Here is a 24,275-nt window from a genome sequence, read left to right as displayed (position 1 = left end):
AGAGGGAGACGGTGAGGAGGGCGCCGGCGGTCATCACGAGCGTGGTGGCGAAGGCCCAGCGGAAGATGAAGCGCTGGTGCTCGCCGAGCTGGACGCCGGCCGAGAATGGCGGCCCGGGCGACCTCGGCCGGGTCGGTGCCGAAGCCGTGCGCCGTCTCGGCGAGGCGTGACCATCGACGGCGAGTGGATCGACCTCGCCCTCTTCGAACTCCTCTTCCGCCTCGTCGAGTGGCAGGTCATCGTCCACGACCAGCTCGGCACGGTGCCGCAGCGCTCCGGCAACCAGCTGGCCGTCGCCCCCGCCGCCGTGATCAACACCTACCGCTCCCGCGACGAGCAGTGGATCACGGTCACGTCCGCGACCCTGCGCTCGGTACGCAACGTGGCCCGGCTGCTGGGCCTGCCGGAGGAGGAGTTCGCCACGTCGGAGCAACAGCACGCCCGCCGCGGGGAGCTGGACGACGGGCTCCGGACCTGGGTGGCGGAGCGCACGGAGGCCGAGTGCCTGGAGGCGTTCGCCCGCGCCGAGGTCGTGGCCTCCCGGGTGTTCGACGCGGCCGACATCGCCGCCGACCCCGTCTACGCCGAGCGCGACGACATCGTCACCGTCGACGACCCCGACCTGGGCGAGGTGCGCATGCAGGCGGTCATCCCGCACTTCCGGAAACGCCCCGGCCGCGTCTGGCGCACCGGCCCCGCACTCGGCCAGGACAACGACCTCGTGTACCGGGACTGGCTCGGACTGAGCGACGAGGAACTCGCGGACCTGGAGAAGAACGATGCCGTCTGAGCCCGGAACACCCCTGAGCGGCGAGGCCTGCACCACGGCATCCCTGAGCGCCACGGCACCCCTGCGTGCCGCTGCCCCCCTGCGCTCCCTCCTCTTCATCCCAGGCCACCGCACCGACTGGCTCCCCAAAGCCCGCGCCACCGGTGCCGACGCCGTCATCCTCGACCTGGAGGACGCGGTCCCCACGCCCGACAAACCGCTCGCCCGTGCCCGGGTCGCAGAAGCCCTGGCGGAGGCCGCCGCGGAACCGGCCGGTGCCATGCCCCTGTTCGTCCGGATCAACCCGCTCGACGACTGGACCGCCGCCGAGGAACTGCGTGCCGTCGTACGCCCCGGAACGGCTGGGATCGTCCTGCCGAAAGTGCACACCGCCGCCGACGTACGCCTCGCCGACCGCCTGATCACCTGGTGCGCGACCCTCGTCCCCCTGCTGGAGTCGGCCCGCGCGCTTCACGACGCCTACGACATCGCCGCCGTGGCCCCCCGGGTCGCACACGCCGGTGCGCTGACCGCACCAGGCGGCGACGTGGAGCGCGCCGTCGGCTACCGCTGGAGCCCCGAGGGCATCGAGACACAGGCGCTGCGCTCCCGCGTCCTCCTCGACGTCCGCGCCGCCGGAGCGCCGTACCCGTGACCGGACTGTGGACGCACATCGCCGACCTCACGGGCCTGCGCGCCTTCGCGGAGCAGAACCGCGCGCTCGGTTACGACGGAATGATGGCCATCCACCCGACCCACGTCCTCGTGATCAACGAGGTCTTCGCCCCCACTCCCGAAGAGCTCGACCGCTCTGCCCGCCTGGTCGCCGCCGTGGAGTCGGCCCAGAGCGCCGGCACGGGCGCGCTCACCTTCGAGGGCCAGATGGTCGACGAGGCCATGGCGGCAACGGCCCGAGCGGTGCTGACACGCCACGGACACGCCTGACAGCGGCCGACGCCGGACCAGGGCACAATCGCTGTGACGGAGCTCACAAAGCCGTACGGGGGCCGCCGCGCAAGGCCTCACGAACACGACACCTAAATTGAACCGTTCGTTTTCTTGAACCAGTCGTGTTTGTGGCGTTAGGTTGTCCGGCATGACCGCATCCCGGAACCCGACCACCGCCGAAGAGCTCCGCGGTGCCGGCCTGCGGGTGACGGCCGCCCGCGTCGCGCTGCTGGAGACCGTGCGGGACGGTGACCACCTCGGGGCCGAGGTGATCGCCTCCGAGGTCCGCGGCCGCGTCGGCCACATCTCCGTCCAAGCCGTGTACGAGGGGCTCCACGCACTCACCGCGGCAGGCCTCATACGCCGCCTCGACCCGCCGAACAGCCCGGCCCTCTACGAGGGACGGGTCGGTGACAACCACCACCACCTCGTCTGCCGCTCGTGCGGGGCCGTCGCCGACGTCGACTGCGCGGTCGGCCACGCCCCCTGCCTGACCGCCTCAGACGACCGCGGCTTCGCCGTCGACGAGGCCGAGGTCATCTACTGGGGCCTGTGCCCCGCCTGTTCCACCGCACGCAGTTCCTGAGCAATGTGATCCACCCGAGCACCGTGATCCACCCCGTCCGGAAGGATTTCCATGACTGAGAACCACGACGCGATCGTCACCGACTCCAAGTCGGAGGAGACGGGAGGCGGCTGCCCGGTCGCGCACGGCCGCGCGCTGCACCCGACCCAGGGCGGTGGCAACCGCCAGTGGTGGCCCGAGCGTCTCAACCTGAAGATCCTCGCCAAGAACCCCGAGGTGGCCAACCCGCTCGGTGGGGACTTCGATTACGCCGAGGCCTTCAAGAACCTCGACCTCGACGCCGTCAAACAGGACATCGCCGAGGTGCTGACCACCTCGCAGGACTGGTGGCCCGCCGACTTCGGCAACTACGGCCCGCTGATGATCCGTATGGCCTGGCACAGCGCGGGCACCTACCGCATCAGCGACGGCCGCGGCGGCGCCGGCGCCGGACAGCAGCGCTTCGCCCCGCTCAACAGCTGGCCGGACAACGGCAACCTCGACAAGGCCCGCCGTCTGCTGTGGCCGGTCAAGAAGAAGTACGGCCAGTCCATCTCCTGGGCCGACCTCCTGATCCTCACCGGCAACGTCGCCCTGGAGCAGATGGGCTTCGAGACCTTCGGCTTCGCCGGCGGCCGCGCCGACGTCTGGGAGGCCGAGGAGGACGTCTACTGGGGCCCCGAGACCACCTGGCTCGACGACAAGCGCTACACCGGCGACCGCGAGCTGGAGAACCCCCTCGGCGCGGTCCAGATGGGCCTCATCTACGTCAACCCGGAGGGCCCGAACGGCAACCCGGACCCGATCGCCGCGGCCCGCGACATCCGTGAGACGTTCGCCCGCATGGCGATGAACGACGAGGAGACCGTCGCCCTCATCGCCGGTGGCCACACCTTCGGCAAGACCCATGGAGCCGGCCCCGCCGACAACGTCGGCGCCGACCCCGAGGCCGCCTCCATGGAGGAGCAGGGCCTCGGCTGGCGCAGCACCTACGGCACGGGCAAGGGCGGCGACGCCATCACCTCCGGCCTGGAGGTCACCTGGACCACCACGCCGACCCAGTGGAGCAACGGCTTCTTCAAGAACCTCTTCGAGTTCGAGTACGAGCTGGAGCAGAGCCCGGCCGGCGCCAACCAGTGGGTCGCCAAGGACGCCCCGGAGATCGTCCCGGACGCGCACGACTCGTCGAAGAAGCACCGCCCGAAGATGCTCACGACCGACCTGTCGCTGCGCTTCGACCCGATCTACGAGCCCATCTCCCGCCGGTTCTACGAGAACCCGCAGGAGTTCGCGGACGCCTTCGCCCGCGCCTGGTTCAAGCTGACCCACCGTGACATGGGCCCGAAGTCCCTGTACCTCGGCCCGGAGGTCCCGGCGGAGACGCTGATCTGGCAGGACCCGCTGCCCGAGGCCGAGGGCGAGACCATCGGCGCCGGGGACATCGAGACCCTCAAGACCAAGCTCCTCGAGTCGGGCCTTTCCGTCTCGCAGCTGGTGTCCACCGCCTGGGCCTCGGCGTCCACCTTCCGCGGCAGCGACAAGCGCGGCGGCGCCAACGGCGCCCGCATCCGCCTGCAGCCGCAGCGCGGCTGGGAGGTCAACGAGCCCGACGAGCTCGCCCAGGTCCTGCGCGTCCTGGAAGGCGTCCAGGAGGAGTTCAACTCCGGTGCGAAGAAGGTCTCCCTGGCCGACCTGATCGTCCTCGGTGGCTCCGCCGCCGTCGAGAAGGCCGCCAAGGAAGCCGGCTTCCAGGTGCAGGTTCCCTTCACCGCGGGCCGCGTGGACGCGACGGAGGAGCACACCGACGCCGAGTCCTTCGAGGCGCTCGAGCCGACCGCCGACGGGTTCCGCAACTACCACGGCAAGGGCAACCGCCTGCCGGCCGAGTTCCTCCTGCTCGACCGGGCGAACCTGCTCACCCTGAGCGCCCCCGAGACGACCGCCCTGGTCGGCGGCCTGCGTGTCCTCGGCGCCAACTACCAGCAGTCCCCGCTCGGCGCCTTCACCAAGACGCCCGGTTCGCTGACCAACGACTTCTTCGTCAACCTGCTCGACCTGGGCACCACGTGGAAGTCGACGTCCGAGGACCAGACGACCTTCGAGGGCCGCGACGCCGCCACCGGCGAGGTCAAGTGGTCCGGCACCCGCGCCGACCTGGTCTTCGGCTCGAACTCCGAGCTGCGCGCGCTCGCCGAGGTCTACGCGAGCGACGACGCGAAGGAGAAGTTCGTGAACGACTTCGTCGCCGCGTGGGTCAAGGTCATGAACCTGGACCGGTTCGACCTGATCTGATCAACCCCGCCTGAACAGGACGCCCCCGGGTCCACCCGGGGGCGTCCCTCGTTCTCCCTGAGGGACCGTCAAAAACCGTTCAAGGTAAGAACATCACTTACCCAACTCTCACCATGAAACGGCAAGGAACGCGGCCGGGCGCACATCCGGGCATACGTTCTGGTCGTGAACACAGATTCCGCTGCCCACAGAGGCGCCGGCCGTGAACCGCACCCCTTCGCCGGTCCACGGCCGAACACCGGTGGCACCGTCCGCCGCACTCTCCTGCGCACCGCGCTGACCGGGGCCGCGGCCCTCGGCGCGGGCCTCGCCGCCGCCCGGCCGGCCACCGCCGCCCCCACCCGAGGCGCACGGCCCGGCACCCCGGCCGAGGCCCTCAAGGAGCTGGCCGCGGGCAACCGCCGCTGGCGCGCCTACCGCGAACGCCACCCGCACGAAACCCCCGAGATCCGGCGGACGTTGGCCACCGCCCAGCACCCCTTCGCGGTCGTGCTCGGCTGCATCGACTCCCGTGTCCCCCCGGAGCTGGTCTTCGACCAGGGACTGGGCGACCTGATGACCGTCCGCACCGCCGGCGAGGTCCTGGACGAGGCCGTGCTCGGCAGCGTCGCCTACGGCGTTCTGGAACTCGGCATACCCCTGGTCGTCGTGCTCGGGCACCAGTCGTGCGGTGCGGTGCGTGCCGCCGTCGAGGCCGAGCAGTCCGGGACCCGTCTGCCCGCGCACATCCAGTACCTGGCCGACCGGATAAGCCCGGCCATAGACCACAGCAAGGAAGGCGACGCCCGCGTCGACGCGACCGTAGACGCCAACGTCAGGCTCGTACGCTCCAAGCTGGCAGCGGAGCCCGACCTCGCCGCCAAGATCACCAGCGGCAAGCTGGCGATCGTGGGCGCCCGCTACGAACTGACCGACCAGACCGTTCACCACGTCCGTTGAGAAGCCGCCCGGTCCGCCGCACGCGTCGGCGGACCGGGCGGCCCGTCAGGCTTGAAGCGGATTGAAGCGCGCCGCGGCCATCAGGTACCAGGCGGTCGCCCCCGTGTGCCGGTACGGGTAGTAGCCGAAGCCGAACCCGGTGTCCAGCGGACTGCTCGCGGATACGACTCCGGCCCGCTCGGGGAGGGCCTTGCCACCGACGGTCTGACCGCCGCCCAGCAGGTCCTGGGCCTGCTCGATCGAGGAGAGCAGCCGCCGGGCGCGGGCCTCGTCCCCACGGTCGCGCCGGTCCCGCAGGGCGAGCGCGAGATGAGCCGTCCCCTCGAACCACACCCCGTTGCGGTCGGGCCTGGGCTGGCCCTCGGCGATCGGCGCGTCCTCGTTCGCCACGAGGCTCGCCGAGCTGAAGGTGACCCCCTCGTACGACTGCCCCGCGGGCACCGTGCTGTTCCTGCGCCCGGCGTGATCCAGGACGGCCAGCTCGGCCGCGGCCCAGTCCAGCGAACGCGAGTAGCCACGGCCACGGGAGCCGAGCGCGAGATGGGTCCAGGTCTGGGTGTCCTCGGGAATCGGGGACTTGTTGACGGTCACCCCGTCGTTCGTGCCGGTGTAGAAGAAGCCCCCGGACGGCTCCCACATCCTCCGCACGAACGCCTCGGCCCGCCCGCGCCGTGCCGCCCACACCCGGTCCCCGGTGAGCCGGGCGAGCCGGCCGAAGAGACACACCAGGTCCGTGTTGTGCTCGGTGGAGGTGAACGGCAGCTTCTGGTTCGCCCCGTCCACCCCGAACTTGTAGCCGCCGAGCGGCTCGTCGGTCCGGCCGGTGCGCTCGATCCACTCGCCGATGCGTACGGCACCGGCGAGGAAGCGGCGCGCCTTGGTACGGCGCGCCAGGGCGCTCAGCGCGATCCCCGCCCAGGCCATGTCGCCCACGGCCGTGCCCGTGAAGCCGAACTGCGTACCGACGTTGGCGGTGCCGTCCGCCCGTACGAAGCCGTCCGGCTGCCGCGATCCGTCGTAGAAGGTGTACGGCCCGACGTTGTAGGCCTGCCGCAGCCTGCCGTCGTCGTAGGCCGGGTCGTGGGACTGGGCGTAGAGCAGGGCGTCACCCAACGCCGTGGCCCTGCTGAGACCGCCCGCGGTGCGGGCCGCGAGGTGGGCCAGGACCGCCAGGGCGTTGTCGTAGGTGAACGCGGTGCTGAACAGGCCGGCCTGGTCGGTGTAGCTCTGGGTCAGGCGGATGCTTCCGTGGTCGGGATAGGCGTCCATGGCCGCGGCGAGGAAGGCCCGTCCCCGAGCCGGGGCCGATCCCGCGCGGCCCGTGGCCGAACCGGCCGCCATGGCCTGCCCGGAGCCGGCCGCGGCAAGCCCCATGGCACTGATGCCGAGTCCGGCACCGATGAGCGAACGCCGGCTGAACGCCGGGCCTTGTCTGCCAGTCATGGATCTCCCTTGAGAGCGCTCTCAGCACACTGCGCGCTCATTCTGCTGACGCCTCGGGGAGGGGTCAACGCCCCGGCGGGAAAGGAGAGTTCCCAGCGGAGAGGAACGGCGGGTGGATCACTCGCACACGATCTCGTCACGCGGGGTGTAGTGCGTGCGGTACGGCTCGCGCTTCACTTCCCGGCCGTCGTTGTAGAAGACGCGTTCCACGGTGACGTCGAACCCTTCGAGGGGCGTCTGCGGTACGCACTCCTTGTCCTTGCTCTTCTTCTTCGACGGCTTCTTCACCTCGGTGCGCGGCCCCTTGACCGACTTGATCTCGTCGTACGGGCGGGTGCCGAGGAAGGAGACGGTCACGGACGTGTCCGTGGACTCGGCCTGGATGTAGATCGCCTTGCCGGAGTCGTTGGTGAAGCGCAGGTCCAGGCTGCCCCAGGCGACCGTGGCCTCGCGGCCCTCCGGGTAGCGCTCGATGTAGAAGGAGTGCGCGCCGTGCTCCACGGGCTTGACCCCGGCGAAGAACAGCGCGTTGTACATCGTCGTCGCCACGGCCGAGACGCCGCCGCCGGACGCCTTCGTGAACTTGTCGTCGAGGATGATGATGCCCTCGACGAAGCCGTTCGCCTCGGTGCGCTCGCCGACGGTCCGGTTGAAGCTCCACGTCTCGTCGGGCCTGACGACGGAGCCGTTGATGAGTTCCACCGCCCGGCCGATGTTCTTCGTGCGGTACTCGGCCGGTTCGAAGTGGACGGTGAAGGAGGACATCTTCTCCGTCAGCCCCAGCTCCGGGGCGTTCTCCCGGGTCACCTCCGGCTGGGTCTCGCGTACGGCCACCTCGCCGTCGCGGTCGGCGCCCGATCGCGTGAGCAGCGGCAGCACCGCCTTGCCCAGCGCCTTGTCGGTCACCTCCCGGCCGACCCTGGCGTCCTCTTCGACCACGACCTCGTCGCCGGCCGCCCCCAGCCTGGCGTTCTCGGCGGTGGTGGTGACCTCGTCCAGCGGGCCGGCCACGGCGGGGTCGGTGCGCAGCCCCTTGGCGTCGAGCTCCGGTCTCAGCGTGCCGTCGCCGTCCGGCCGCAGCGACAGATGCTCGCCGAGCACGTCCTGGCCGACCGTGAACCGCCGGCCGGCCGCGGTGAGCGTGACGGGCGCCGACACGGCCGGCTCCGCGAACGTACGCACCGCCCGCCGCACCTCGTCGGCCGTGACCTTCGGCCGGGTCTCACGGGCGGGCAGCGACGTGACCGCGCCCGTGTCCCCGCGCAGGAAGGAGGTGCGCAGGGGAGCGACCGCGGCGTTCACGTCCAGCGCGTACCCCGTGCGCGGCGCGACCTCCTGGACCCGCCCGCCGTCGAAGGAGACGGCACCGTCACGGACCTTCTGGTCGAGCCCCTTCGCCAGCCGCCCGAGGGCCGCCCGGGCCTTGACCTCGTCGAGACGTACGACCGGCTCGATCACGCCGCCCGAGCGGAAGAGGCCGCCGAACACGCTGACCGGATCGGCACCGGTGCGTGCCGCCTTCTCGACGGTCTCCCGGACGTCGAAGGATAGCCCGGCGCCCCGCGGATCGACCGAGCCCGTGCGTTCCCCGACCCGCACGGGCAGCTCCCGCGAACCGTCCGCGCCCAGCCGCCGCTCCAGCTTGCGCACCGCCTCGGCACGGCTCAGCCCTCCGATCTCCACCCCGCGCACCGTCGTGCCGGTGTCGATCTCCCCGCCCGTGAGCATCAGCCCGGTGAGATACATACCGCCCACCCCCACGGCCAGCGCGCCTCCGGCCAGGGCGAAGGGCGGCAGGGACGTGATGCGCGGAACGGAGGATATGCGGGGGCGCATGGGTCTCCTGAAGATCGATACGAGGGTGCACCCGATGACGCGACATTGCTGCGGGCAAACACAACAAGCTATCCACAACCGGGCGGCAAACCGGTATGGCCCAGACCACTTATGTCCGAGATCACGTCGGAACCGGCGGGAAAGCCCGCCCTGCGCTCCACGGCCACAGAGTGGTAACGACGAACAACGAACCGGTCGTGGACGCGGTCTAGGCCACCATGAAGATCTCTTTCCTGATCCACAACGCCTACGGAATCGGAGGCACGATCACCACCACGTTCAACCTGGCCGGGGCGCTCGCCGAACGGCACGACGTGGAGATCGTCTCCGCCTTACGCCACCGGGAGCACCCCAACCTCACCCCGCACCCCCGGGTGCGGCTGCGGCCGCTGGTGGACCTGCGCAAGGAAGCGGACGATCCGCTGCACCGGAGACCGGCGCGGGTGTACCCGCCCGCCGAGTACCGCCATCACCAGTACAGCGAGCTGACCGACCAGCGGATCGGCGAGCACCTCGAGTCGCTCGACGCCGATGTCGTCATCGGCACCCGCCCGGGCCTCAACGTGCACATCGCCCGCCAGGCCCCGCAGCACGTCCTGCGCGTCGGCCAGGAGCACCTCACCCTGGACAACCACTCGCCGAGGCTGCGCACCGCGCTGCGCCGCGCCTACCGCCGCCTCGACGTGATCACCACCGTCACGGAAGCGGACGCCGCCGCCTACCGGCGCAAGATGTGGCTGCCCGGCGTCCCCGTGGAGGCCCTCCCGAACAGCGTCCCCGACCCCGCGCTGCCTCCCGCCGACGGCACCGCCAAGATCGTGATCGCCGCCGGCCGGCTCGTGCGCGTGAAGCGCTACGACCTCCTCATCGAGGCCTTCGCCCAGGTCGCCGCCGCGCACCCGGACTGGCAGCTGCGCATCTACGGCAAGGGCGAGGAGCAGCCCGCCCTGCGGCAGCTCATCGAGCGCCTCGGCCTGTGGAACAACGTGTTCCTGATGGGGGCCGCCACCCCCATGGAGGCCGAATGGGCCAAAGCCTCGATCGCCGCGGCCACGTCCGACTTCGAGCCGTTCGGCATGACCATCGTCGAGGCGATGCGCTGCGGACTGCCCGTCGTCAGCACCGACTGCCCCTACGGCCCCGGCGAGATCATCAAGGACGGAGTCGACGGCCGGCTGGTGCCGGTCGGAGACCGCGCCGCCCTCGCCTCGGCCCTGCTCGAACTCGTCGGCGACGACGAACGACGCCGCCAAATGGGCCGCACCGCCCTGGAGAACGCCCACCGCTTCGCCCCGAGCCCGGTCGTCGCACAGGTCGAACGCATCATCGACGAGGCCATGACGGCCAAGAGCACAGGCCGACGGGCCCCCGGGCGACAGCGCCGTACGGACAGTCCGCTGGCCGGACGGGGCCACGCCGCCCGCGACCTCGCCCACACCGCGGCCACCGGCGCCCTGCGCGCGATACGGAAGGGACAACGATGAGCAAGCACCAGGACACCCCCGTGCGCACCGACTGCGCCATCGACACCGACGGCCGGATCACCTTCCGCCTCCCCTCGACCTCGGCTCCCGGCCCCCGGCTGCTCCTGGTGCTGCGCCCCAAGAAGGGCCGGCCCGAGACGACCCGCCACCACCTCGAATTGCACCCCGACCCGGCCGACGGCAGATGGCACACCGTGCTGGAACCGCACCAGAGCCTCGACGAAGGCCGCTGGGACCTCTATCTGCTGCCGGAACCGGGAGCCGAACGGCAGCGGCTCCGCCCCGGCCTGCGGGACCTGCGCGTCCTCGTCGACGGACACCTCCGCGACCGGCCCTCGCCCGTCGCCGTGAGAATCCCGTACGTCACGAAGGACGGCTTCCTCGCTCTGCGGACCTGGCTGCGCACCGCCCACGCCGAGGCCCGCGCCATCGACGTCACCGACCGGGCCGTCACGGTCCAGGCCCGTCTGCACGGCGCCCGGCTCCACGAGGACGCCACCGTGCGGCTGCGCCTGCGCGGCAGCGACACCGTACGCAGCCTGAGCCCCCGGATCGACGAGGACGGCAAGGGCTTCTCCTTCACCGCCGACCGACAGGACCTGGCGGTCGACGGCGGGGGAGCGGGACGGTTCTGGGACGCCTTCGTCCGGCCCACCGCCGAAGCGCGGCAGGTCAGGATCGGCCGGCTCCTCGACGACGTGGCGGACCGCAAGCACGTGTACGTCTATCCGGCGATCACCGCGGGCGGAACGGTCGCGCGTCCGTACTACACCGTCGACAACGACCTCGCGATCGAGATGACGTAAGCCGAATACCGACATGCCCGAAATGAAAATCCATGGAGTTTCGGGTGGTTATTTCGTCAAAGCGCCGCGACAGGCATGTGTGGGTTTTGTGCAAAGCGGCGGCAAAAAGGGGCAGGCGCTCGTTCTCAACAGCCGCAAAAGGGAAGGGGACTTGCGGCAATAACCAAACTCAAGTACCTAGATGAATCATGAACCTGTTCAACCGCGTCGTGTCGTCCCGCCGGCAGGCGCCGCCCGTCCCCCCACAGCGCCCGGCCGGCGCACCGGCATCCCCCACTGCCGTGCTGCCGGACCCCCAGCTGACGAACCTCACCGGTGAATGGGTCGTCGACCCCGCGCACAGCAGGATCGGCTTCTCCGTCCGGCATGCCATGGTGACCACCGTGCGCGGCTGTTTCCTGGAGTACGAAAGCCGGCTCTACTTCGACGCGCGCGACCCCGCCCGGTCGCGCGCCGACATCACCCTGTTCACCTCCAGTGTCGACACCGGGGTGGAACAACGCGACGCCCACTTGGTCGGCCGTGACTTCCTGGACGCCGCGACCTATCCGCGTATGCGCTTCACCAGCACCGGCGTGGAACAGACCGGCTCGGACCTCTTCCGCATGTCGGGCGAGCTCACCATCAAAGGCGTCTCACGACCCGTCGTCCTGGATTTGACCTACATCGGACACGTCACCGACCCCTTCGGATACGAAAGGGCCGGATTCGACGGCACCACCACCATCAACCGCTCCGACTGGGGGCTCACCTACAACAGCAGGCTGGCCGAGGGCGGCGCGATGGTGAGCGAGAAGGTGCGTCTGCAGCTGGACATCGCCGCCATCCGCATGGCCCCGTCGGCCGGCTGACACTCCGGGCGGCCCCACGGCTCACGACGCGGCGTCGGCCCCGGTCACGACACGGAACCTGGCCGGGCCCAGCGTGAGGACCCCGTCGCTCAGCGGCGTGCACCGCACACCGCCCCGCCCGCGCAGGGCACGCTGGCTGCCGGGACCGATCGTCACGTCCATCCAGGCGCAGGGCCGGGCCGGGCGGTGCACGGCGAACTCCACCGGCCCGCCGCCGCAGTCCAGGGAGATCGTCGTACCGACGCACGAGTCGATGTCGACGCCGCCGAGCAGGATGTTCCGGCGCGTGTGCCGAAGATCGGCGTCCTCCGGGAGGCTCTCCGCGGCCATGATGGTCACCGACGCGTTCCGGTGGGCGGGCCGGGCGTAGTAGCGGTCGCCGACCAGTCCCAGACCGCGGCGCACCTCCGCCCGGGAGACGCGCTCGTCCGACGGGCCGGGGGAGGGCCCGTCCGACGGCCGTCCGGCCAGCCGGTGCGCGGGCGACACCAGTAGTTGCAGCACCTCCACCTCGGTCATGACGCCCACCCTACGACCCGGTGACGGGCCGGCCCGGGGCCGTCACTCGTCCTGCCTCCGCCCGAGCCCGCCCTCCTCCAGCGGGGCCCGGCCGTCCGCCGACTCGCCCGCGGTGAGGTGCTCCAGGACCTCGACGAGTTCCTGGCACGCGCGCTCCACCGAACGCCGGGTGTTGATCTGCTCGGTGATCACGGCCGACAGGATGAGCGCGGTCAGGGCCATCGCCCCGTTGAAGGCCTGCAGCTTGAGCATCACCTCCACGCGGCTGAGCCCGTCGAACGGCCCGATCCCCTCGGTCGCCGACACCGTGACCATGATCGAGGCGAAGAGCGCGCACAGCATGCTGCCCGCGAGCTGGAAACGCAGGGCCGCCCAGATCAGCAGGGGATAGACGAGGAACAGCAGGCTGAGCCAGCTGTGCGCGGCGAGCGGTACGACGCAGCAGGCGATCAGCGCCAGGCCCGTGGCCTCCTTCCAGCGGGTCAGCGGCAGGGGCGGGCGGAAGCGGGCCAGCAGGAGCAGCACCGGGGTGATGATCAGCACGCCCATGGCGTCGCCCACCCACCAGGCCAGCCACACGGCCCAGAAGCTCGGCCAGTCGAGCTTGCCCGTGACGATCAGAAGGCCGGCGCCCACGGTCGAGCTGATCAGCATGGCCGTGAACGCGCCGAGGAACACCAGGGCGAGACCGTCCCGCAGCCGCGCGAGATCGGTCCGGAACCCGGCCCGGCGCAGCAGCAGGTACCCGACGACGGGCGCCGCCGTGTTGCCCACGAGAACGCCGAGCGAGGACGGCGTGAGGGAGGTGATGGACACGATGATGAGAAAGGCGCCCAGGGCGATCCCCGGCCAGCAGCGCAGCCCCAGGAGCAGCAGGAAGGCGACCGAGACGCCGGTGGGAGGCCAGATGGGGGTGACCACGGCGCCCTCGACGACCAGCTCCCGCAGCAGGCCCAGCTTGCCCGACACGTAATAGCAGGCGGCGACGGCCAGCGTCTGCAGAGCGAGGACGACCGGCTTGCGCAGATCCTGGCTACCCACCACAGCGCCCATCAGACACCGAGGTCGCCGCGTCGGCGAGGTGGGAGCGGGGCCCTGCGGCCCTATGGCTGAGCGTCCGGCCCGTCGAGGCCGACCACCAGGACGGCGGCGTCGTCGTCGTGCCCCACCCGCTCCGCACCCTTGATCACGGCCGCCGCGAGCGCGTCCACGTCCATGCCCGCCACCGCCGCGATGCCGGTGAGCCGTGTCACCGTGTCCAGCCCCTCCTCGAGCGGCATCGACGGCCCCTCCACGACACCGTCCGTGAGCAGGACGAACACCCCGCCCGTGGTGAGCTCGTACCGGGTCACCGGATACCGCGTCCCCCTCTGGACGCCGAGAGGCGGACCGCCCTCGTCCGCGGTGAGGCCGGACTTCCCGTCGGCCGTGGCCCAGATACAGGGCAGATGTCCCGCCCGCGCGCTCTCCAGCACCCCGGCGCACGGATCGAGCCGCATGAAGGTGCAGGTGGCGAACAGGTCCGAGCCGAGGGACAGCAGCAGATCGTTGGTCCGGGCCAGGACCTCGCCCGGCTCGCTGGTGACGGAGGCCAGGGCCCGCAGCCCGGCCCGCACCTGCCCCATGAAAGCGGCCGCCTCTATGTTGTGGCCCTGGACGTCACCGATGGACAGACCGATCCGGCCGTCGCTCAGCGTGAAGGCGTCGTACCAGTCGCCGCCCACATTGAGGCCCTGGGTCGCGGGCGCGTACCGCACGGCCAGATGCAGCCGCCGGGCGACGGGCAGATCCCGCGGGAGCATGTCGCTCTGCAGCGCGAGGGCCAGCTCGACCCGGGAGCGCTGCATCTCGGCCTGCGCTCGTGCCTGGGCCGTCAGATCCCCGAGCCTGGTCAGCAGCTCGTCGCCGTCGTCCGTGGTGCCGGTGCGGGACATTGATCACTCCGGCGAGGGTGGTCACGATCGGTGAGAACCCTCGATGGCAAATCATCTCAATTACGTCCATAGGATGATACTCAGTCGAGGGCTCCGACGACGACCGGCACTCTCGCGCTCGCTCACCGCACCGACCGGACCGCCCCGGAATCCACCCGCCGGCCGACCGCCGCCAGGACGAACGTCACGCTGATCAGCAACGCCCACGCGCCGAACTTCGCCACCCCCACGGGCTCCCACCCGTGCTCCTGATACGGATAGCGCCACGCCCCGACCAGGGTGGCCAGATTCTCCGCCACCCACAGAAAGAACCCGATCAGGACGAACGACACGGCCAGCGGCATCCGCCGGCGCACGCCCCGCACCGTGAAGCGCACCGACGTCCCCGTCGTGACGGCCACGAGCAGCCCGGCCAGCACCCACCGCACGTCGGGCAGCCAGTGATGGCTGAAGAAATTGACGTAGACGGCCGCCGCCACCGCGGCCGTCGCACGCGGCCGGTAGCCCACGATCTCCAGGTCGAACAGATGCCAGGCGCGACAGATGTAGCTGCCGACGGCCGCGTAGAGAAACCCGCCGTACAGCGGGACACCCGCGAACTTCAGCACACCCGGCTCCGGATAGCTCCAGGACCCCAGCGACACCTTCACCAGCTCGAAGGCCAGCCCGATGACATGGCAGACCGCGATGACGGCGACGTCCCGCCCGTTCTCCCAGCCGCGCATCCAGAACACCAGCGTGAGCAGCACGCCGTAGACCACCAGCAGGTCGTAGCGCGCCACAGGGAGATCGGGCAGCAGCGTGGACACGGCCACACCGCACAGCAGGGCGATGGCGAACGCGCAGGCCCGCGTCTGCGTCCAGGCGAAGTCGAGCAGCTGACGCACCGGTGCGGCCCGAGGGCCAGGGAAGCCTGAAGAGATCATGGTGCCCTGTAGGACGGCACCGCGCGCCGACCGGTTGCGACGACCCTCCCACCCGCCGCTCATGGGGCGAGGGGCCGAAGATCCGCTTTACGGTGTCCTGGTGCGATCTGTTCCCAAATGGGTCCTGCTGTCGTCCGGCTGCGCGCCCGTCGTGCTGATCATGGGCTGGGCGGTGGCGGCATCCCTGCAAGGCCCCTCCTACGACCCCGCCGCCCAGACGATCAGCGTCCTCGCGGCCCCCGGCGGCTCCAGCTACTGGGTGATGACCGCCGCCTTCGTCGCCCTGGGCGTCTGCCACCTGCTCACCGCGTGGGGACTGCGCCCCGCCGCGCCCGCGGGACGCGCGGCCCTGGCGGCCGGGGGACTGTCGGCCCTGGCCGTGGCCCTGTTTCCGACCCCGAGCAGCGGCGGCTCCCTCACCCACGGTTCGATCGCCGTCGTGGGCTTCGTCGTCCTCGCGCTCTGGCCCGTCCTGGCCGCCAGAAGGGGCGACGCCGTGCCCTGGGCCCTGAGGCCGTTCCCCTCCCTGGGGGCGACAGCCGTGATGGCGATGGGCGCGGCATGGTTCCTGGCCGAACTCCACCAGCAGGGCGCCCCCGGCGCGGCTGAACGCGCGGTGACCACGATCCAGTCGGTCTGGCCCTTCGCCGTGGTCCTGTCCTGCTTCTCCCTTCCCCGGTCCGCCCACGAGGAGTACCGAGGCTGACGTCAGGCCCCGCACACCTTCCGGTACGCCACCTCCGGCACGTACGTCCGCCACTGCGCCCTGGTCAGGTTCGAGGACCGTGCTCGCGCGCAGATCTGATCGACCGCCCGCTCGGGGTCGACGGTGTAGCGATGCAGCGGCACATGAGCCCCGCCCGCGTACAGCGTGCTGCTGTCGGCCGAGAAGGCGAGGGATGCCACGGCCTCGCCGGGGGTGGGCAGCCGACCGCCCAGGGGCTGCTGGGTGAGGGTGTCCCAGAGCTGGAGCGTGCCGGTGTCGCCGCCCACGGCGAGGGTGCGGCCGTCGGGGCTGAGAGCGAGCGCGCTCACTTCCTCGGGGGCCGATCCGGCGAAGGAGGAGGGAAAGAGGTTCCGCAGGATCCCCGCGCGATGGCGCAACCCGCCGTCCCACAGCGCGACCCGCCCGGTCCGGTCGCTCGCCGCCAGGACCCGGCCGTCGATGCTGAACGCGAGGGCGCTGATCCGCTCGCCCTGGACGAGGTCCCGGGCGGTGCCCGGCCCGTCGGGCAGCCCGGCCACCCGGTTGTCACCGACGATCAGCCGCCCGTCGGGACGCACCATGAGAGGGGTGCCGGCCGGCCGGGAGTCGGCGGCGACCCCCTCGCGCCGCCCGCTGACGGTGTCCCACGCCTCGTTGCGCAGCTCGCCGGCGGCAGCCCTGCGCGTCGCGTGGAGGGTGCGGCCGCCGGGGGACAGGGCGACGCCGACGACCGCCGTGCCCGTCGACAGGTCCACCGCGCCACGGGCCCGGTCGCCCGTCACGTTCCAGACCGTGAACCGCTGCGGCCCGCCCCGCCGTCCGGTCGAGGAGAGACCGTAGACGAGGGATCTGCCGTCCGGGCTGTACGACATCAGGGGCAGGCCGGAGTCGGGGGAGACGGGGGGTGCCGGGAGGGCGCGGATCAGGCGGCCGTCGTCGGTGGCGCGCAGCGCGAAGCCGTAGGCCCTGCCCGGCCCGCGCAGCGGGGAGAGCTCGGCGGTGGCGAACGTACGGCCGTCGGGGCTCAACAGCACCGCGTCCAAGGGGCGGTCGCGCCATGCGGCGGTGACGGTCGTGGTGAGGTCGAGGGTGTGGACGGTGCCGCCCTCCAGATAGCGCAGGACGGGCGTGCCGGGGTCCCAGGCGAGCCCGCCGTGGACGTGCTGGTTGGCCAGGGGGTGACGGAAGACGAGGGACGGGGTGTCCGACAGCCGCCAGATCCGGACCTCGTCGGCGCAGGCGGTCGCCATGAAGGAGCCGTCCCCGCTGAAGGAGGCGTACCGGACCCCGGGATCGGCGAGGTCGGCGACCTGGCGTCCGGAGCCGATGTCCCAGATCCGCACCCCCTCCGGAGTGGCGACGGCGAAGCGGCCGTCGCCGCGACCGGTCCCGCCGCCCAGCACGGTCAGTGAGGCGCCCTCGTCGCAGAGCCCGCCGCCCGCCTTCTGCCACGCCCCGGGCAGCGCGCGGTGGGTGACTGTGTCCCAGACCTGAGGTGTCCCGCCGTCCGGGCAGACCGCCACCAGTCGGTCGTCGGCGCTCGGCGCCACGTCGGCCCGGTCGACGCCCTTCGCCTCGAACAGCAGCCGGTCGTCGGCCACCGAACGCAGCCGCACCCCGTCCGGGCCGCTCCCGCCCAGCAGATAACTGCGGCCGCTCGGCCCGACATCGAGGTCATGGCGGTCCGGCGCCCTGGGCACCCCGGTCCAGCGGCCGGCCGTCGTGTCCCACAACCGCGTACCGCCGTCCGCGGCGACGGCGAGGAGCCGGCCGTCCGGACCCACCGCCCGGACCTCGCCCTTCGGCAGCCGTCCCAGGCCGGTCCGGCGGCGCGTGGTCACGTCCCAGGTCCGCCAGGTGCCGTCGTCGACGCTGAGCAGGACACGGCCGGAGTCGACCAGGAAGCGCCGGGAGGCGTAGCCGGGAGCGGGGTCGGTGAAGGCGTCCGGCTCGGGCTGCGCGAGGGAACCCAGCAGGGCGCGGCGGGTCTCCGGGAGCGGGGCCATCCGCCAGGCGGCCACACCCAGCAGCAGGGCCGCACGGGGGTCGGTGGTGCGCAGGCCGTCGGCGACCGCGGCGATGCGTCGGGCGGCGTTCGCCGTGTGCTGCCGGGCGTTGTCCTGGTGCTGCTGCCAGGCGACGAGACCGGCCACCAACGCGGTGGCCAGCAGCGCGGACAGCGCGCTCACCACGACCCTGGCCCGCCGCCGGGAGAGGCTCGCGGCCCGCCGCTCCGCCTCCCGCGCCTCGAACCCCGCGGCCAGGAACGACCGCTCCGCCACTGTCAGCGCGGGGTCGCCGACATGGTCCGGGAACAGCTCCTGCGCGCGCACCAGCCGACTGCCCCGGTACAGCGCGCCCGGGTCACGGTCGTGCTCCAGCCACACCCGGGCCGCCTCGGTCAGCCACCGGTGGTGACGCAACCGCTCCCGGGACTCCTCGACCCAGCCGTGCAGCCGGGGCCAGCAGCTGATCAACGCCTCGTGCGCGAGATGCACGGCCTCCTCGTCGACGGTCAGCAGACGGGCCCTCGCCAGCCGCTCCACCACCTCCGGCACATTCCGGTCCGCCCACTCCTCCAGGTCGGTCCGGGACAGCGCGCGCCGGGTGTCCGGGGTGCCCTGGCCGGGCTCCACCAACCGCAGCAACAGCAGCCGGGCCGTGCGCGCCTGGTCCGGGGTCAACTGCCCGTGCACCTGCTCGGCGCTGGCCGCGATCGCCCCGCGCACCCCGCCCGCCGCCTCGTACGCGGCCAGGGTCAGCAGCCTGCCCTTGCGGCGCCGCCAGGTCTCCAGCAGGGCGTGCGAGAGCATCGGCAGCGCGCTCGGCTGGTCCAGGACCTCCTCCACGATCCGCGCGGTCAGCTCCCGCTCCACCAGCAGCCCGGCCGCCTGGGCCGGCTTCACGACCGTTTCGCGCAGTTCGCCCGCCGTCATCGGACCGACCAGCAGGGCGGCCCGGACCAGCGCGTCGGCCAGCTCCCGGTGCTCGGTGCAGCGGGCGTAGAAGTCCGCCCGCACCGCGATCAGCACCCGCAGCCGGCTCTCCGGATCGCGGGCCGCGAGCAGCAGGTCGAGGAAACGGGCCCGCTCCGCGCCGTCCCGGCACAGCGTGAAGACCTCCTCGAACTGGTCCACCACCACCCAGCTCTCCGGCTCGCCCTCGGCGGGAGCCAGCAGATGCCCGTACGTCCGGGCCGGTCTCGCCCCCGGTGTGAACACCCGCAGCACCGCCGCACGGGACCGGTCCGCGATCTCCTCGCGCAGGGACGGGATCAGACCGGCCCGCAGCAGCGAGGACTTGCCGCTGCCCGAGGCCCCGAAGACCACCGCGAACCGGTGCTCGCACACCAGGTGCCTGAGCTCGTCCACCAGCCGGTCCCGGCCGAAGAACAGCGCACGGTCGCCCGGTTCGTACCGGGCCAACCCCCGGTACGGCGCCCCCGCCTCGCCCTGGTCCCGGACCAGTACCCCGGCGGCCTCGACCTCGGCCTCCTTCCAGCAGGCCTCCCACTCGCCCGGATCGCCCCCGCAGGCCCGTACATAGCCCTGGACGACGGCGAGCGACGGCAACCGCTCACCCGCCGCCGCCTGCGCGAGCGTGGTCGCGGAGAAACCGGCCGCCACCGCCATCACGCGGTACGAGGGGCCGCCGGCGGCACGGCGCAGTTCGCGCAGCTCGTGCGCGAAACGCTGTACGGGACCGGCATCCGGATTCAGAGGTCGTTCGGGACGCCCCACGGGCCCACCCACTTCCGTGCGGCAGACGAGAACGAAGTTCAGAGCGTGAACGTATGTTTTGGTCTGATCCGTCGTAAACCAACACAAGGTGTGACCTTGATTACGGTCACGGAATCATCGCGCCGGACAATCCGGCTGTAGGGCGAAGTTGTTTTCCGTGGCGAAAGGAGGTGCCTGACAACCCTCCGGTTGTCAGCCTCGGTCCCGTCGCGCCGCACTTCGGCGCACAGCACCCCTCGTGGACCGAGCAAAACGGAGGAGCCGGATGTCCCGGTCGAAGACAATGAACGGCAGAGCCAAGGCCCGTCTCGGCAGGCTCGCCCTCGTGGCAGGCAGCGTCGCCGCCCTGACCCTCACCCACGCGGGCAGCGCGAGCGCCGCCATCCTGACCCCGCTGCCGCCGAACGCCAGCACCTTCCAGACCAAGTACAAGCCGTTCTTCGACTACGACTCGGACAGCTGCTTCCCCGCGGCGGCCATCGACAACAACGGCACCCTGAACGGCGGCCTCAACAATTCCGGTTCGATCACCGGCGGATGCCGCACGAACCACCTCGGCAAGGCCAACACGTACGCGCAGTCCCTGTGCAAGAACGGCTGGTGCGCCTACGTCTACACGCTGTACTTCGAGAAGGACCAGTGCGACCCGACCAGCATCACCGACTGCGGGCACCGCCACGACTGGGAGTCCGTCGTGGTGTTCCAGAAGCAGGGCGAGGAGAGGCCCCGCTTCCTGTCCGCCTCCCGGCACGGCGGCTACAGCACCCACCCGATCAACGAGGTGCCGATGGACGGCAACAACGTCAAGATCGTCTACCACAAGGACGGCGCGAGCACACACGCCTTCCGCTTCGCGCAGTGGGGCGAGACGGCCGAGGCCTGGGGCGACGGCGGCTGGGACAAGCCGGGCCTGCTCACCCTCGACAACATGAGGAGCGACCTGCGCACCAAGCTCTCCAACGCCAGCTGGGGCAACGCCAACTTCCCGCTGGCCGGCGCACTCGTCGGCAACATCAACAAGGCACGCGGCGCCGACAGCCGGGCCGTGGCCGCCATGCCGGCGTTCTGAGCAACGCCGGGCCTGCGAACCGCGGCCGCCGACGCACCCCTCCCCCAGGGCGTCGGCGGCCGCTTCCCGCCGGGTGGGACAAGGCGAAGCTCAGCGGGAAGCCAGTCCCCGCTCCTGGGCCGCCGCCCCGAAGTAGTCGCCACCCTTGCGCTTGACGTCGTCGGTGCCCCAGGCCTGCTCGCCGTCGACGGCCGAACCGTCCGCCCTGGCGGCGTTCTGCCGCAGCGGCGCCTTCACCATCCTCGGTATGTGCTTCGAACAGTGGATGTACGCCTCCTCGACCTCGACCTCCACCCACACATGGGGACGACGCCCGGGCACCGGATCCATCGGCAGGTCGGGATACCTCTGGCGCATCGAGTCGTCGGCGACCAGCCGCGCCCGGCCGTTGACATGCAGGCCGATCCGGTCCTGGGCGAAGTCGATCATCAGCAGGCCGACATGCGGGTTCTCCCGGATGTTGCCGAGCGAGGCCATGACGCCGTTCCCTCGGTACTCCGGGTAGGCCAGGGCCCCTTCGCCGAGCACCTGGAGAAAGCCGGGCGGGCCGGCCCGGAAGGTGCTGTCGCACTCGCCGTGACGGTCCGAAGTCGCGAGGAAGAACATCTCCTGGCGGGCCACGAACTCCCGCATGCGTGGGTTGAGCCGGTCCAGCACCTGCTCGTCGTAGAACCGGTCGGCGCGGCCGACGGTGCCCAACTCACGTTGGATCTGGTGCTCGCCCTGGCTTCCGGGCCGGTCCGCCCGCTCATCGTGGTGCAACGGTCCTCCTGACGGTTCACCTCGGCGCAGGCGACTGATTCAGTCACCCGCCAGGCCGAAAAAGCACCACCGGCCATGCAGGAGAGGGTAGAGCAGTCGCCCGCACGGCAATTCGGTGGACGGTAAGGAGGCCGGAGCGGACCTGCCTTCTTTTGGCGTAGGAGTTCATGTTCTCAATTCGCCACATATGTGACGCGGTGCAACCGTCTACATATGATTTCGTCACAGAGCGTTGAAATGATCAGAACGCGCGACGGTCGCCGCCGTAGGACGAGTACGGCATTCGTACTCTTCGCGGCCGCCGTCATACTGGGCGTCGCCACCAGTGCGGAAGCCCAGCCGTCCGCGCGGTTCGGCCCTGACTGGGACGCCATCGCCGCGTGCGAGTCCGGCGGCAACTGGAAGGCCAACACCGGCAACGGCCACTACGGCGGCCTGCAGTTCACCCAGTCGAGCTGGGTGGCAGCGGGAGGACGGAAGTTCGCCCCACGCGCCGACCTGGCCACCCGCAAGGAGCAGATCACTGTGGCCAGGCGGCTGGCGGAGCTGCAGGGCATGTCCGCATGGTCCTGTGCGCGAGTGAAGTAGCCGGTGGCGTAGGCGGAGTCGCCGCGGGAGCCGCTACGAGGGCGGCTCCAGAGGGTGGCTGGTCGTGATGGTGCCAACGCTCCTGAGCACCGGCACCGCTTCGAGCACGAGGATGGCGAGGTCGTCGGCGAGGGGCTGAGTGCTGAAGTCGTGGGCGGTCTGGCGGATGCGCTCGGCGATGGCCTTGGCCCCGAGCCCGGTGCAGGTGGCGAGGATGCGGGCGAGGCCGTTGTTGTCGTCCAGTTGTCGGGTGCCGTTGCGGCGTTCGGTCACGCCGTCGGTGACACAGAGCAGCGTTTCGCCAGGTGTCAGGGTGATGGTGTCGGCGTGGTAGTTGGTGTGTTCCTCGACGCCGAGGAGTATCTGAGGATGGGCCGCTGATGTGACGGTGCCGTCGGTCGTCAGACGTAGGGGCGGTGGGTGCCCGGCACTGGCGATGGTGCACCGGGTGCTGCCGGTGTCGGCGTCCGGTTCGAGTTCGCCGTAGAGCAGGCTGAGCAGGCGGGGGCCTTCGTGTTCGCCGCGGGGCACGGTCGATTCGGCGGCTTCCTCGGCCATCGCGTGGTTGAGACGGTTGAGCAGCGCTTCCACGCCGTGCCCCTCGCGCGCGAGCAGCCGTACGAGATGGCGGGCGAGACCGGTGACGGACATGGCCTCCATGTCGTGCCCGGAGACATCGCCGAGGAGAAAGCACCACCGCTGCCCGCCCATGGGGAAAAGGTCGTAGAAGTCACCGCCGACGTCCTGGCCTTCGGCCCAGGGCTCGTAGACGATCGCCGTGTCGACGCCGGGGATGGCGGCGAGCGAGGTGGGCAGCTGCCGGCGCTGGAGCGTACGGCTGATGGTTGCCTGGCGGGTGTAGTGGCGGGCGGTGACCACCGCCTGGGCTGTGCGGCGGGCGACGTCCTCGACGAGCCGTACGACGGTGTCGGTGAGTTCGGGTTGTCCGGCCTGGCCGATGACGAGCGTGCCGTGGTAGCGGCCGCCGGCGACGAGGGGGAAGGCCAGGGCCGAGCCGCCCGAGTTGTGGGTGGACTCGGATTCGGGCCAGGGCCAGGGGAGCCCGGTCGTGCTGAGGGCGGCGCTCGGGGGGTCCTTCTCCAGGGACCGGCGGAGGGCGCGGATGTGCTGTTCGTCGGTGTGCCAGACACGGGAGAGCCGTAGGCCCGTGTGCTCGGTGGTGAGCCATATGCCGCACCAGTCGGCGAGTCTGGGGACCAGGAGCTGTCCGGTGAGGGCGGCGACCATGTCCTCGTCGAGCTGTCCGGCGAGCAGCTCTCCTGCCTCGGCGAGGAACCACTGCCCCTCGCGTTCGGCCCACTGGGCCCGGTGACCGGGGTGTCCGCGCGGCAGGACGGGCTCCGGGGGAGGCGGCGGGCGGCGGGCGATCTCGACCGGGAGCCCGGCGATACGGTGCTCGGTGCCGGCGAGCGGGGGCGCCGCCGTGGCGCACTCCAAACGGACCCAGGTGGCCTTCCCGGTGCGCCGGCAGGTCACGCCCCAGGATTCGGCCAGTGTGTGCATCAGCTGCCGGCGGTAGCCGTGCACGGGGCTGTGCGGGCTTGTGGTGCCGCCGGGGCGGCGGGCGGGGCCGTGCTCCAGCACTTCGACCACGACACCCACCCAGCCGGCCCCGGAGCCGGCCTGCGCGGTCCCGACCTCGAGGTGACAGGCCACTTCGAGGCCGGACCCGGCGTGTGCGGCGGCGTTGGTGACGAGTTCGCAGGCCAGGAGCACGGCATCGTCGACGCACCGGTCACTGATCGTGGGCGCTGCGGGGGAGTGGGGCGCGGTCCGTTCGGTGAGCACGGCACGCACGAACTTCCGTGCCGCCGAGGCCGCGAGTTCGTTGGCGGGTACATGCATTCTTGCCGCTGCCGTGGAGCGCGGACCCAAGGACCGTGCTGTCTGCGACCCCGCTTGTGGCCTCACGGCGACCCCTGCCCAGCTCACTGCGGACGACTACAGGTCGAATGTAGCCTAAATGGTGAGTGGTCATATTTTGTGCCAAGAGAAGTGTGTTGTCATGGATTCTGTCGCTCGCTCTGAACTCGTTTCCAATGAGCCGGAATCCGGGGAGCGGCAGCCCGCTGCGACC

Annotated in this window: 22 protein-coding genes; 13 read left to right on the top strand and 9 right to left on the bottom strand. The window is 71.2% G+C overall.

Annotation, left to right across the window (positions count from 1 at the left end; translation table 11 throughout):
- Window positions 1-11: 11 nt before the first annotated feature.
- The 7 genes from KJK29_RS00195 (at window position 12) to KJK29_RS00170 (ending at window position 5,513) form a co-directional block, all read left to right on the top strand.
- Entirely contained in the window at window positions 12-170 is a 159-nt protein-coding gene (locus KJK29_RS00195; protein ID WP_215116534.1) for a hypothetical protein, read from the top strand.
- The gene (locus KJK29_RS00190; RefSeq protein ID WP_251057651.1) at window positions 167-790 is read left to right on the top strand and encodes a CoA transferase; all 624 of its coding nucleotides are present in this window, start codon (window positions 167-169) and stop codon (window positions 788-790) included. The genes KJK29_RS00195 and KJK29_RS00190 overlap by 4 nt, the downstream gene beginning before the upstream one ends.
- Window positions 780-1,424 (top strand): HpcH/HpaI aldolase/citrate lyase family protein, encoded by a 645-nt coding sequence (locus KJK29_RS00185; RefSeq protein WP_251057650.1) that lies wholly within the window; start codon window positions 780-782, stop codon window positions 1,422-1,424. The genes KJK29_RS00190 and KJK29_RS00185 overlap by 11 nt, the downstream gene beginning before the upstream one ends.
- Complete coding sequence (locus tag KJK29_RS38655) at window positions 1,421-1,714, top strand: hypothetical protein (RefSeq protein ID WP_251057649.1); 294 nt, start codon at window positions 1,421-1,423, stop codon at window positions 1,712-1,714. The genes KJK29_RS00185 and KJK29_RS38655 overlap by 4 nt, the downstream gene beginning before the upstream one ends.
- A gap of 151 nt (window positions 1,715-1,865) precedes the next feature.
- Window positions 1,866-2,303, top strand: coding sequence for a Fur family transcriptional regulator (locus KJK29_RS00180; protein WP_215116533.1), 438 nt, complete (start codon window positions 1,866-1,868; stop codon window positions 2,301-2,303).
- Window positions 2,304-2,354: 51 nt separating this feature from the next.
- On the top strand, window positions 2,355-4,574 hold the full coding sequence (gene katG, locus KJK29_RS00175; protein ID WP_215116532.1) for a catalase/peroxidase HPI: 2,220 nt from the start codon (window positions 2,355-2,357) through the stop codon (window positions 4,572-4,574).
- Between the two features lie 165 nt (window positions 4,575-4,739).
- The gene (locus KJK29_RS00170; protein WP_215116531.1) at window positions 4,740-5,513 is read left to right on the top strand and encodes a carbonic anhydrase; all 774 of its coding nucleotides are present in this window, start codon (window positions 4,740-4,742) and stop codon (window positions 5,511-5,513) included.
- A 45-nt stretch (window positions 5,514-5,558) separates the two neighbouring features.
- Here KJK29_RS00170 and KJK29_RS00165 read toward each other — a convergent pair whose 3' ends face one another.
- Both KJK29_RS00165 and KJK29_RS00160 read right to left on the bottom strand, forming a co-directional pair.
- A complete protein-coding gene (locus KJK29_RS00165) occupies window positions 5,559-6,956 on the bottom strand; it encodes a Tat pathway signal sequence domain protein (protein WP_215116530.1) in 1,398 nt (465 codons plus the stop codon).
- 117 nt (window positions 6,957-7,073) lie between these two features.
- Entirely contained in the window at window positions 7,074-8,792 is a 1,719-nt protein-coding gene (locus KJK29_RS00160) for a VanW family protein (protein ID WP_215116529.1), read from the bottom strand.
- A gap of 218 nt (window positions 8,793-9,010) precedes the next feature.
- Here KJK29_RS00160 and KJK29_RS00155 point away from each other — a divergent pair, with 218 nt between their 5' ends.
- The 3 genes from KJK29_RS00155 to KJK29_RS00145 all read left to right on the top strand — a co-directional run bounded on the left by KJK29_RS00155 (window position 9,011) and on the right by KJK29_RS00145 (window position 11,933).
- Window positions 9,011-10,276: a glycosyltransferase family 4 protein gene (locus KJK29_RS00155; protein WP_215116528.1), complete on the top strand. Its 1,266-nt coding sequence runs from the start codon at window positions 9,011-9,013 to the stop codon at window positions 10,274-10,276.
- Entirely contained in the window at window positions 10,273-11,082 is an 810-nt protein-coding gene (locus KJK29_RS00150) for a transferase (protein WP_215116527.1), read from the top strand. The genes KJK29_RS00155 and KJK29_RS00150 overlap by 4 nt, the downstream gene beginning before the upstream one ends.
- Window positions 11,083-11,270: 188 nt before the next feature.
- Entirely contained in the window at window positions 11,271-11,933 is a 663-nt protein-coding gene (locus tag KJK29_RS00145; RefSeq protein WP_215116526.1) for a YceI family protein, read from the top strand.
- Between the two features lie 21 nt (window positions 11,934-11,954).
- Here the strand turns inward: KJK29_RS00145 and KJK29_RS00140 are convergent, their stop codons facing one another.
- The 4 genes from KJK29_RS00140 to KJK29_RS00125 all read right to left on the bottom strand — a co-directional run bounded on the left by KJK29_RS00140 (window position 11,955) and on the right by KJK29_RS00125 (window position 15,312).
- Entirely contained in the window at window positions 11,955-12,452 is a 498-nt protein-coding gene (locus tag KJK29_RS00140) for a molybdenum cofactor biosysynthesis protein (RefSeq protein ID WP_215116525.1), read from the bottom strand.
- Between the two features lie 42 nt (window positions 12,453-12,494).
- A complete protein-coding gene (locus KJK29_RS00135; RefSeq protein WP_251057648.1) occupies window positions 12,495-13,496 on the bottom strand; it encodes an MASE1 domain-containing protein in 1,002 nt (333 codons plus the stop codon).
- Window positions 13,497-13,555: 59 nt separating this feature from the next.
- Window positions 13,556-14,386, bottom strand: coding sequence for a PP2C family protein-serine/threonine phosphatase (locus KJK29_RS00130; protein WP_215116523.1), 831 nt, complete (start codon window positions 14,384-14,386; stop codon window positions 13,556-13,558).
- Window positions 14,387-14,508: 122 nt separating this feature from the next.
- On the bottom strand, window positions 14,509-15,312 hold the full coding sequence (locus KJK29_RS00125) for a DUF817 domain-containing protein (RefSeq protein WP_215116522.1): 804 nt from the start codon (window positions 15,310-15,312) through the stop codon (window positions 14,509-14,511).
- 100 nt (window positions 15,313-15,412) lie between these two features.
- On the opposite strand from KJK29_RS00125, the gene KJK29_RS00120 reads away from it, so the two are divergent.
- Window positions 15,413-16,018 (top strand): DUF998 domain-containing protein, encoded by a 606-nt coding sequence (locus KJK29_RS00120; protein ID WP_215116521.1) that lies wholly within the window; start codon window positions 15,413-15,415, stop codon window positions 16,016-16,018.
- A 2-nt stretch (window positions 16,019-16,020) separates the two neighbouring features.
- Here the strand turns inward: KJK29_RS00120 and KJK29_RS00115 are convergent, their stop codons facing one another.
- On the bottom strand, window positions 16,021-19,758 hold the full coding sequence (locus KJK29_RS00115) for an nSTAND1 domain-containing NTPase (protein ID WP_215116520.1): 3,738 nt from the start codon (window positions 19,756-19,758) through the stop codon (window positions 16,021-16,023).
- Window positions 19,759-20,023: 265 nt separating this feature from the next.
- Between KJK29_RS00115 and KJK29_RS00110 the strand changes: the two genes are divergently transcribed.
- A complete protein-coding gene (locus KJK29_RS00110; protein ID WP_215116519.1) occupies window positions 20,024-20,827 on the top strand; it encodes an NPP1 family protein in 804 nt (267 codons plus the stop codon).
- A gap of 90 nt (window positions 20,828-20,917) precedes the next feature.
- Here the strand turns inward: KJK29_RS00110 and KJK29_RS00105 are convergent, their stop codons facing one another.
- Window positions 20,918-21,589 (bottom strand): pyridoxamine 5'-phosphate oxidase family protein, encoded by a 672-nt coding sequence (locus KJK29_RS00105; RefSeq protein ID WP_215116518.1) that lies wholly within the window; start codon window positions 21,587-21,589, stop codon window positions 20,918-20,920.
- Window positions 21,590-21,826: 237 nt separating this feature from the next.
- Here KJK29_RS00105 and KJK29_RS00100 point away from each other — a divergent pair, with 237 nt between their 5' ends.
- Entirely contained in the window at window positions 21,827-22,177 is a 351-nt protein-coding gene (locus tag KJK29_RS00100) for a transglycosylase family protein (protein ID WP_251057647.1), read from the top strand.
- 33 nt (window positions 22,178-22,210) lie between these two features.
- On the opposite strand, the gene KJK29_RS00095 is transcribed toward KJK29_RS00100, so the two are convergent.
- A complete protein-coding gene (locus KJK29_RS00095) occupies window positions 22,211-24,043 on the bottom strand; it encodes a SpoIIE family protein phosphatase (RefSeq protein WP_215116516.1) in 1,833 nt (610 codons plus the stop codon).
- Window positions 24,044-24,275 lie beyond the last annotated feature (232 nt).

The sequence above is a fragment of the Streptomyces koelreuteriae genome (genome assembly GCF_018604545.1).
GTDB lineage: Bacteria > Actinomycetota > Actinomycetes > Streptomycetales > Streptomycetaceae > Streptomyces > Streptomyces koelreuteriae.
This window is presented reverse-complemented; position numbering and strand designations above follow the sequence as displayed.

Excerpts from the sequence above, each read along its gene's own strand:
- KJK29_RS00185 (WP_251057650.1), top strand. The coding sequence starts at position 780 with ATGCCGTCTGAGCCCGGAACACCCCTGAGCGGCGAGGCCTGCACCACG.
- KJK29_RS00180 (WP_215116533.1), top strand. The coding sequence starts at position 1,866 with ATGACCGCATCCCGGAACCCGACCACCGCCGAAGAGCTCCGCGGTGCC.
- katG (WP_215116532.1), top strand. The coding sequence starts at position 2,355 with ATGACTGAGAACCACGACGCGATCGTCACCGACTCCAAGTCGGAGGAG.
- KJK29_RS00165 (WP_215116530.1), bottom strand. The coding sequence starts at position 6,956 with ATGACTGGCAGACAAGGCCCGGCGTTCAGCCGGCGTTCGCTCATCGGT.
- KJK29_RS00160 (WP_215116529.1), bottom strand. The coding sequence starts at position 8,792 with ATGCGCCCCCGCATATCCTCCGTTCCGCGCATCACGTCCCTGCCGCCC.
- KJK29_RS00155 (WP_215116528.1), top strand. The coding sequence starts at position 9,011 with ATGAAGATCTCTTTCCTGATCCACAACGCCTACGGAATCGGAGGCACG.
- KJK29_RS00150 (WP_215116527.1), top strand. The coding sequence starts at position 10,273 with ATGAGCAAGCACCAGGACACCCCCGTGCGCACCGACTGCGCCATCGAC.
- KJK29_RS00145 (WP_215116526.1), top strand. The coding sequence starts at position 11,271 with ATGAACCTGTTCAACCGCGTCGTGTCGTCCCGCCGGCAGGCGCCGCCC.
- KJK29_RS00140 (WP_215116525.1), bottom strand. The coding sequence starts at position 12,452 with ATGACCGAGGTGGAGGTGCTGCAACTACTGGTGTCGCCCGCGCACCGG.
- KJK29_RS00130 (WP_215116523.1), bottom strand. The coding sequence starts at position 14,386 with ATGTCCCGCACCGGCACCACGGACGACGGCGACGAGCTGCTGACCAGG.
- KJK29_RS00125 (WP_215116522.1), bottom strand. The coding sequence starts at position 15,312 with ATGATCTCTTCAGGCTTCCCTGGCCCTCGGGCCGCACCGGTGCGTCAG.
- KJK29_RS00110 (WP_215116519.1), top strand. The coding sequence starts at position 20,024 with ATGTCCCGGTCGAAGACAATGAACGGCAGAGCCAAGGCCCGTCTCGGC.
- KJK29_RS00100 (WP_251057647.1), top strand. The coding sequence starts at position 21,827 with ATGATCAGAACGCGCGACGGTCGCCGCCGTAGGACGAGTACGGCATTC.
- KJK29_RS00095 (WP_215116516.1), bottom strand. The coding sequence starts at position 24,043 with ATGCATGTACCCGCCAACGAACTCGCGGCCTCGGCGGCACGGAAGTTC.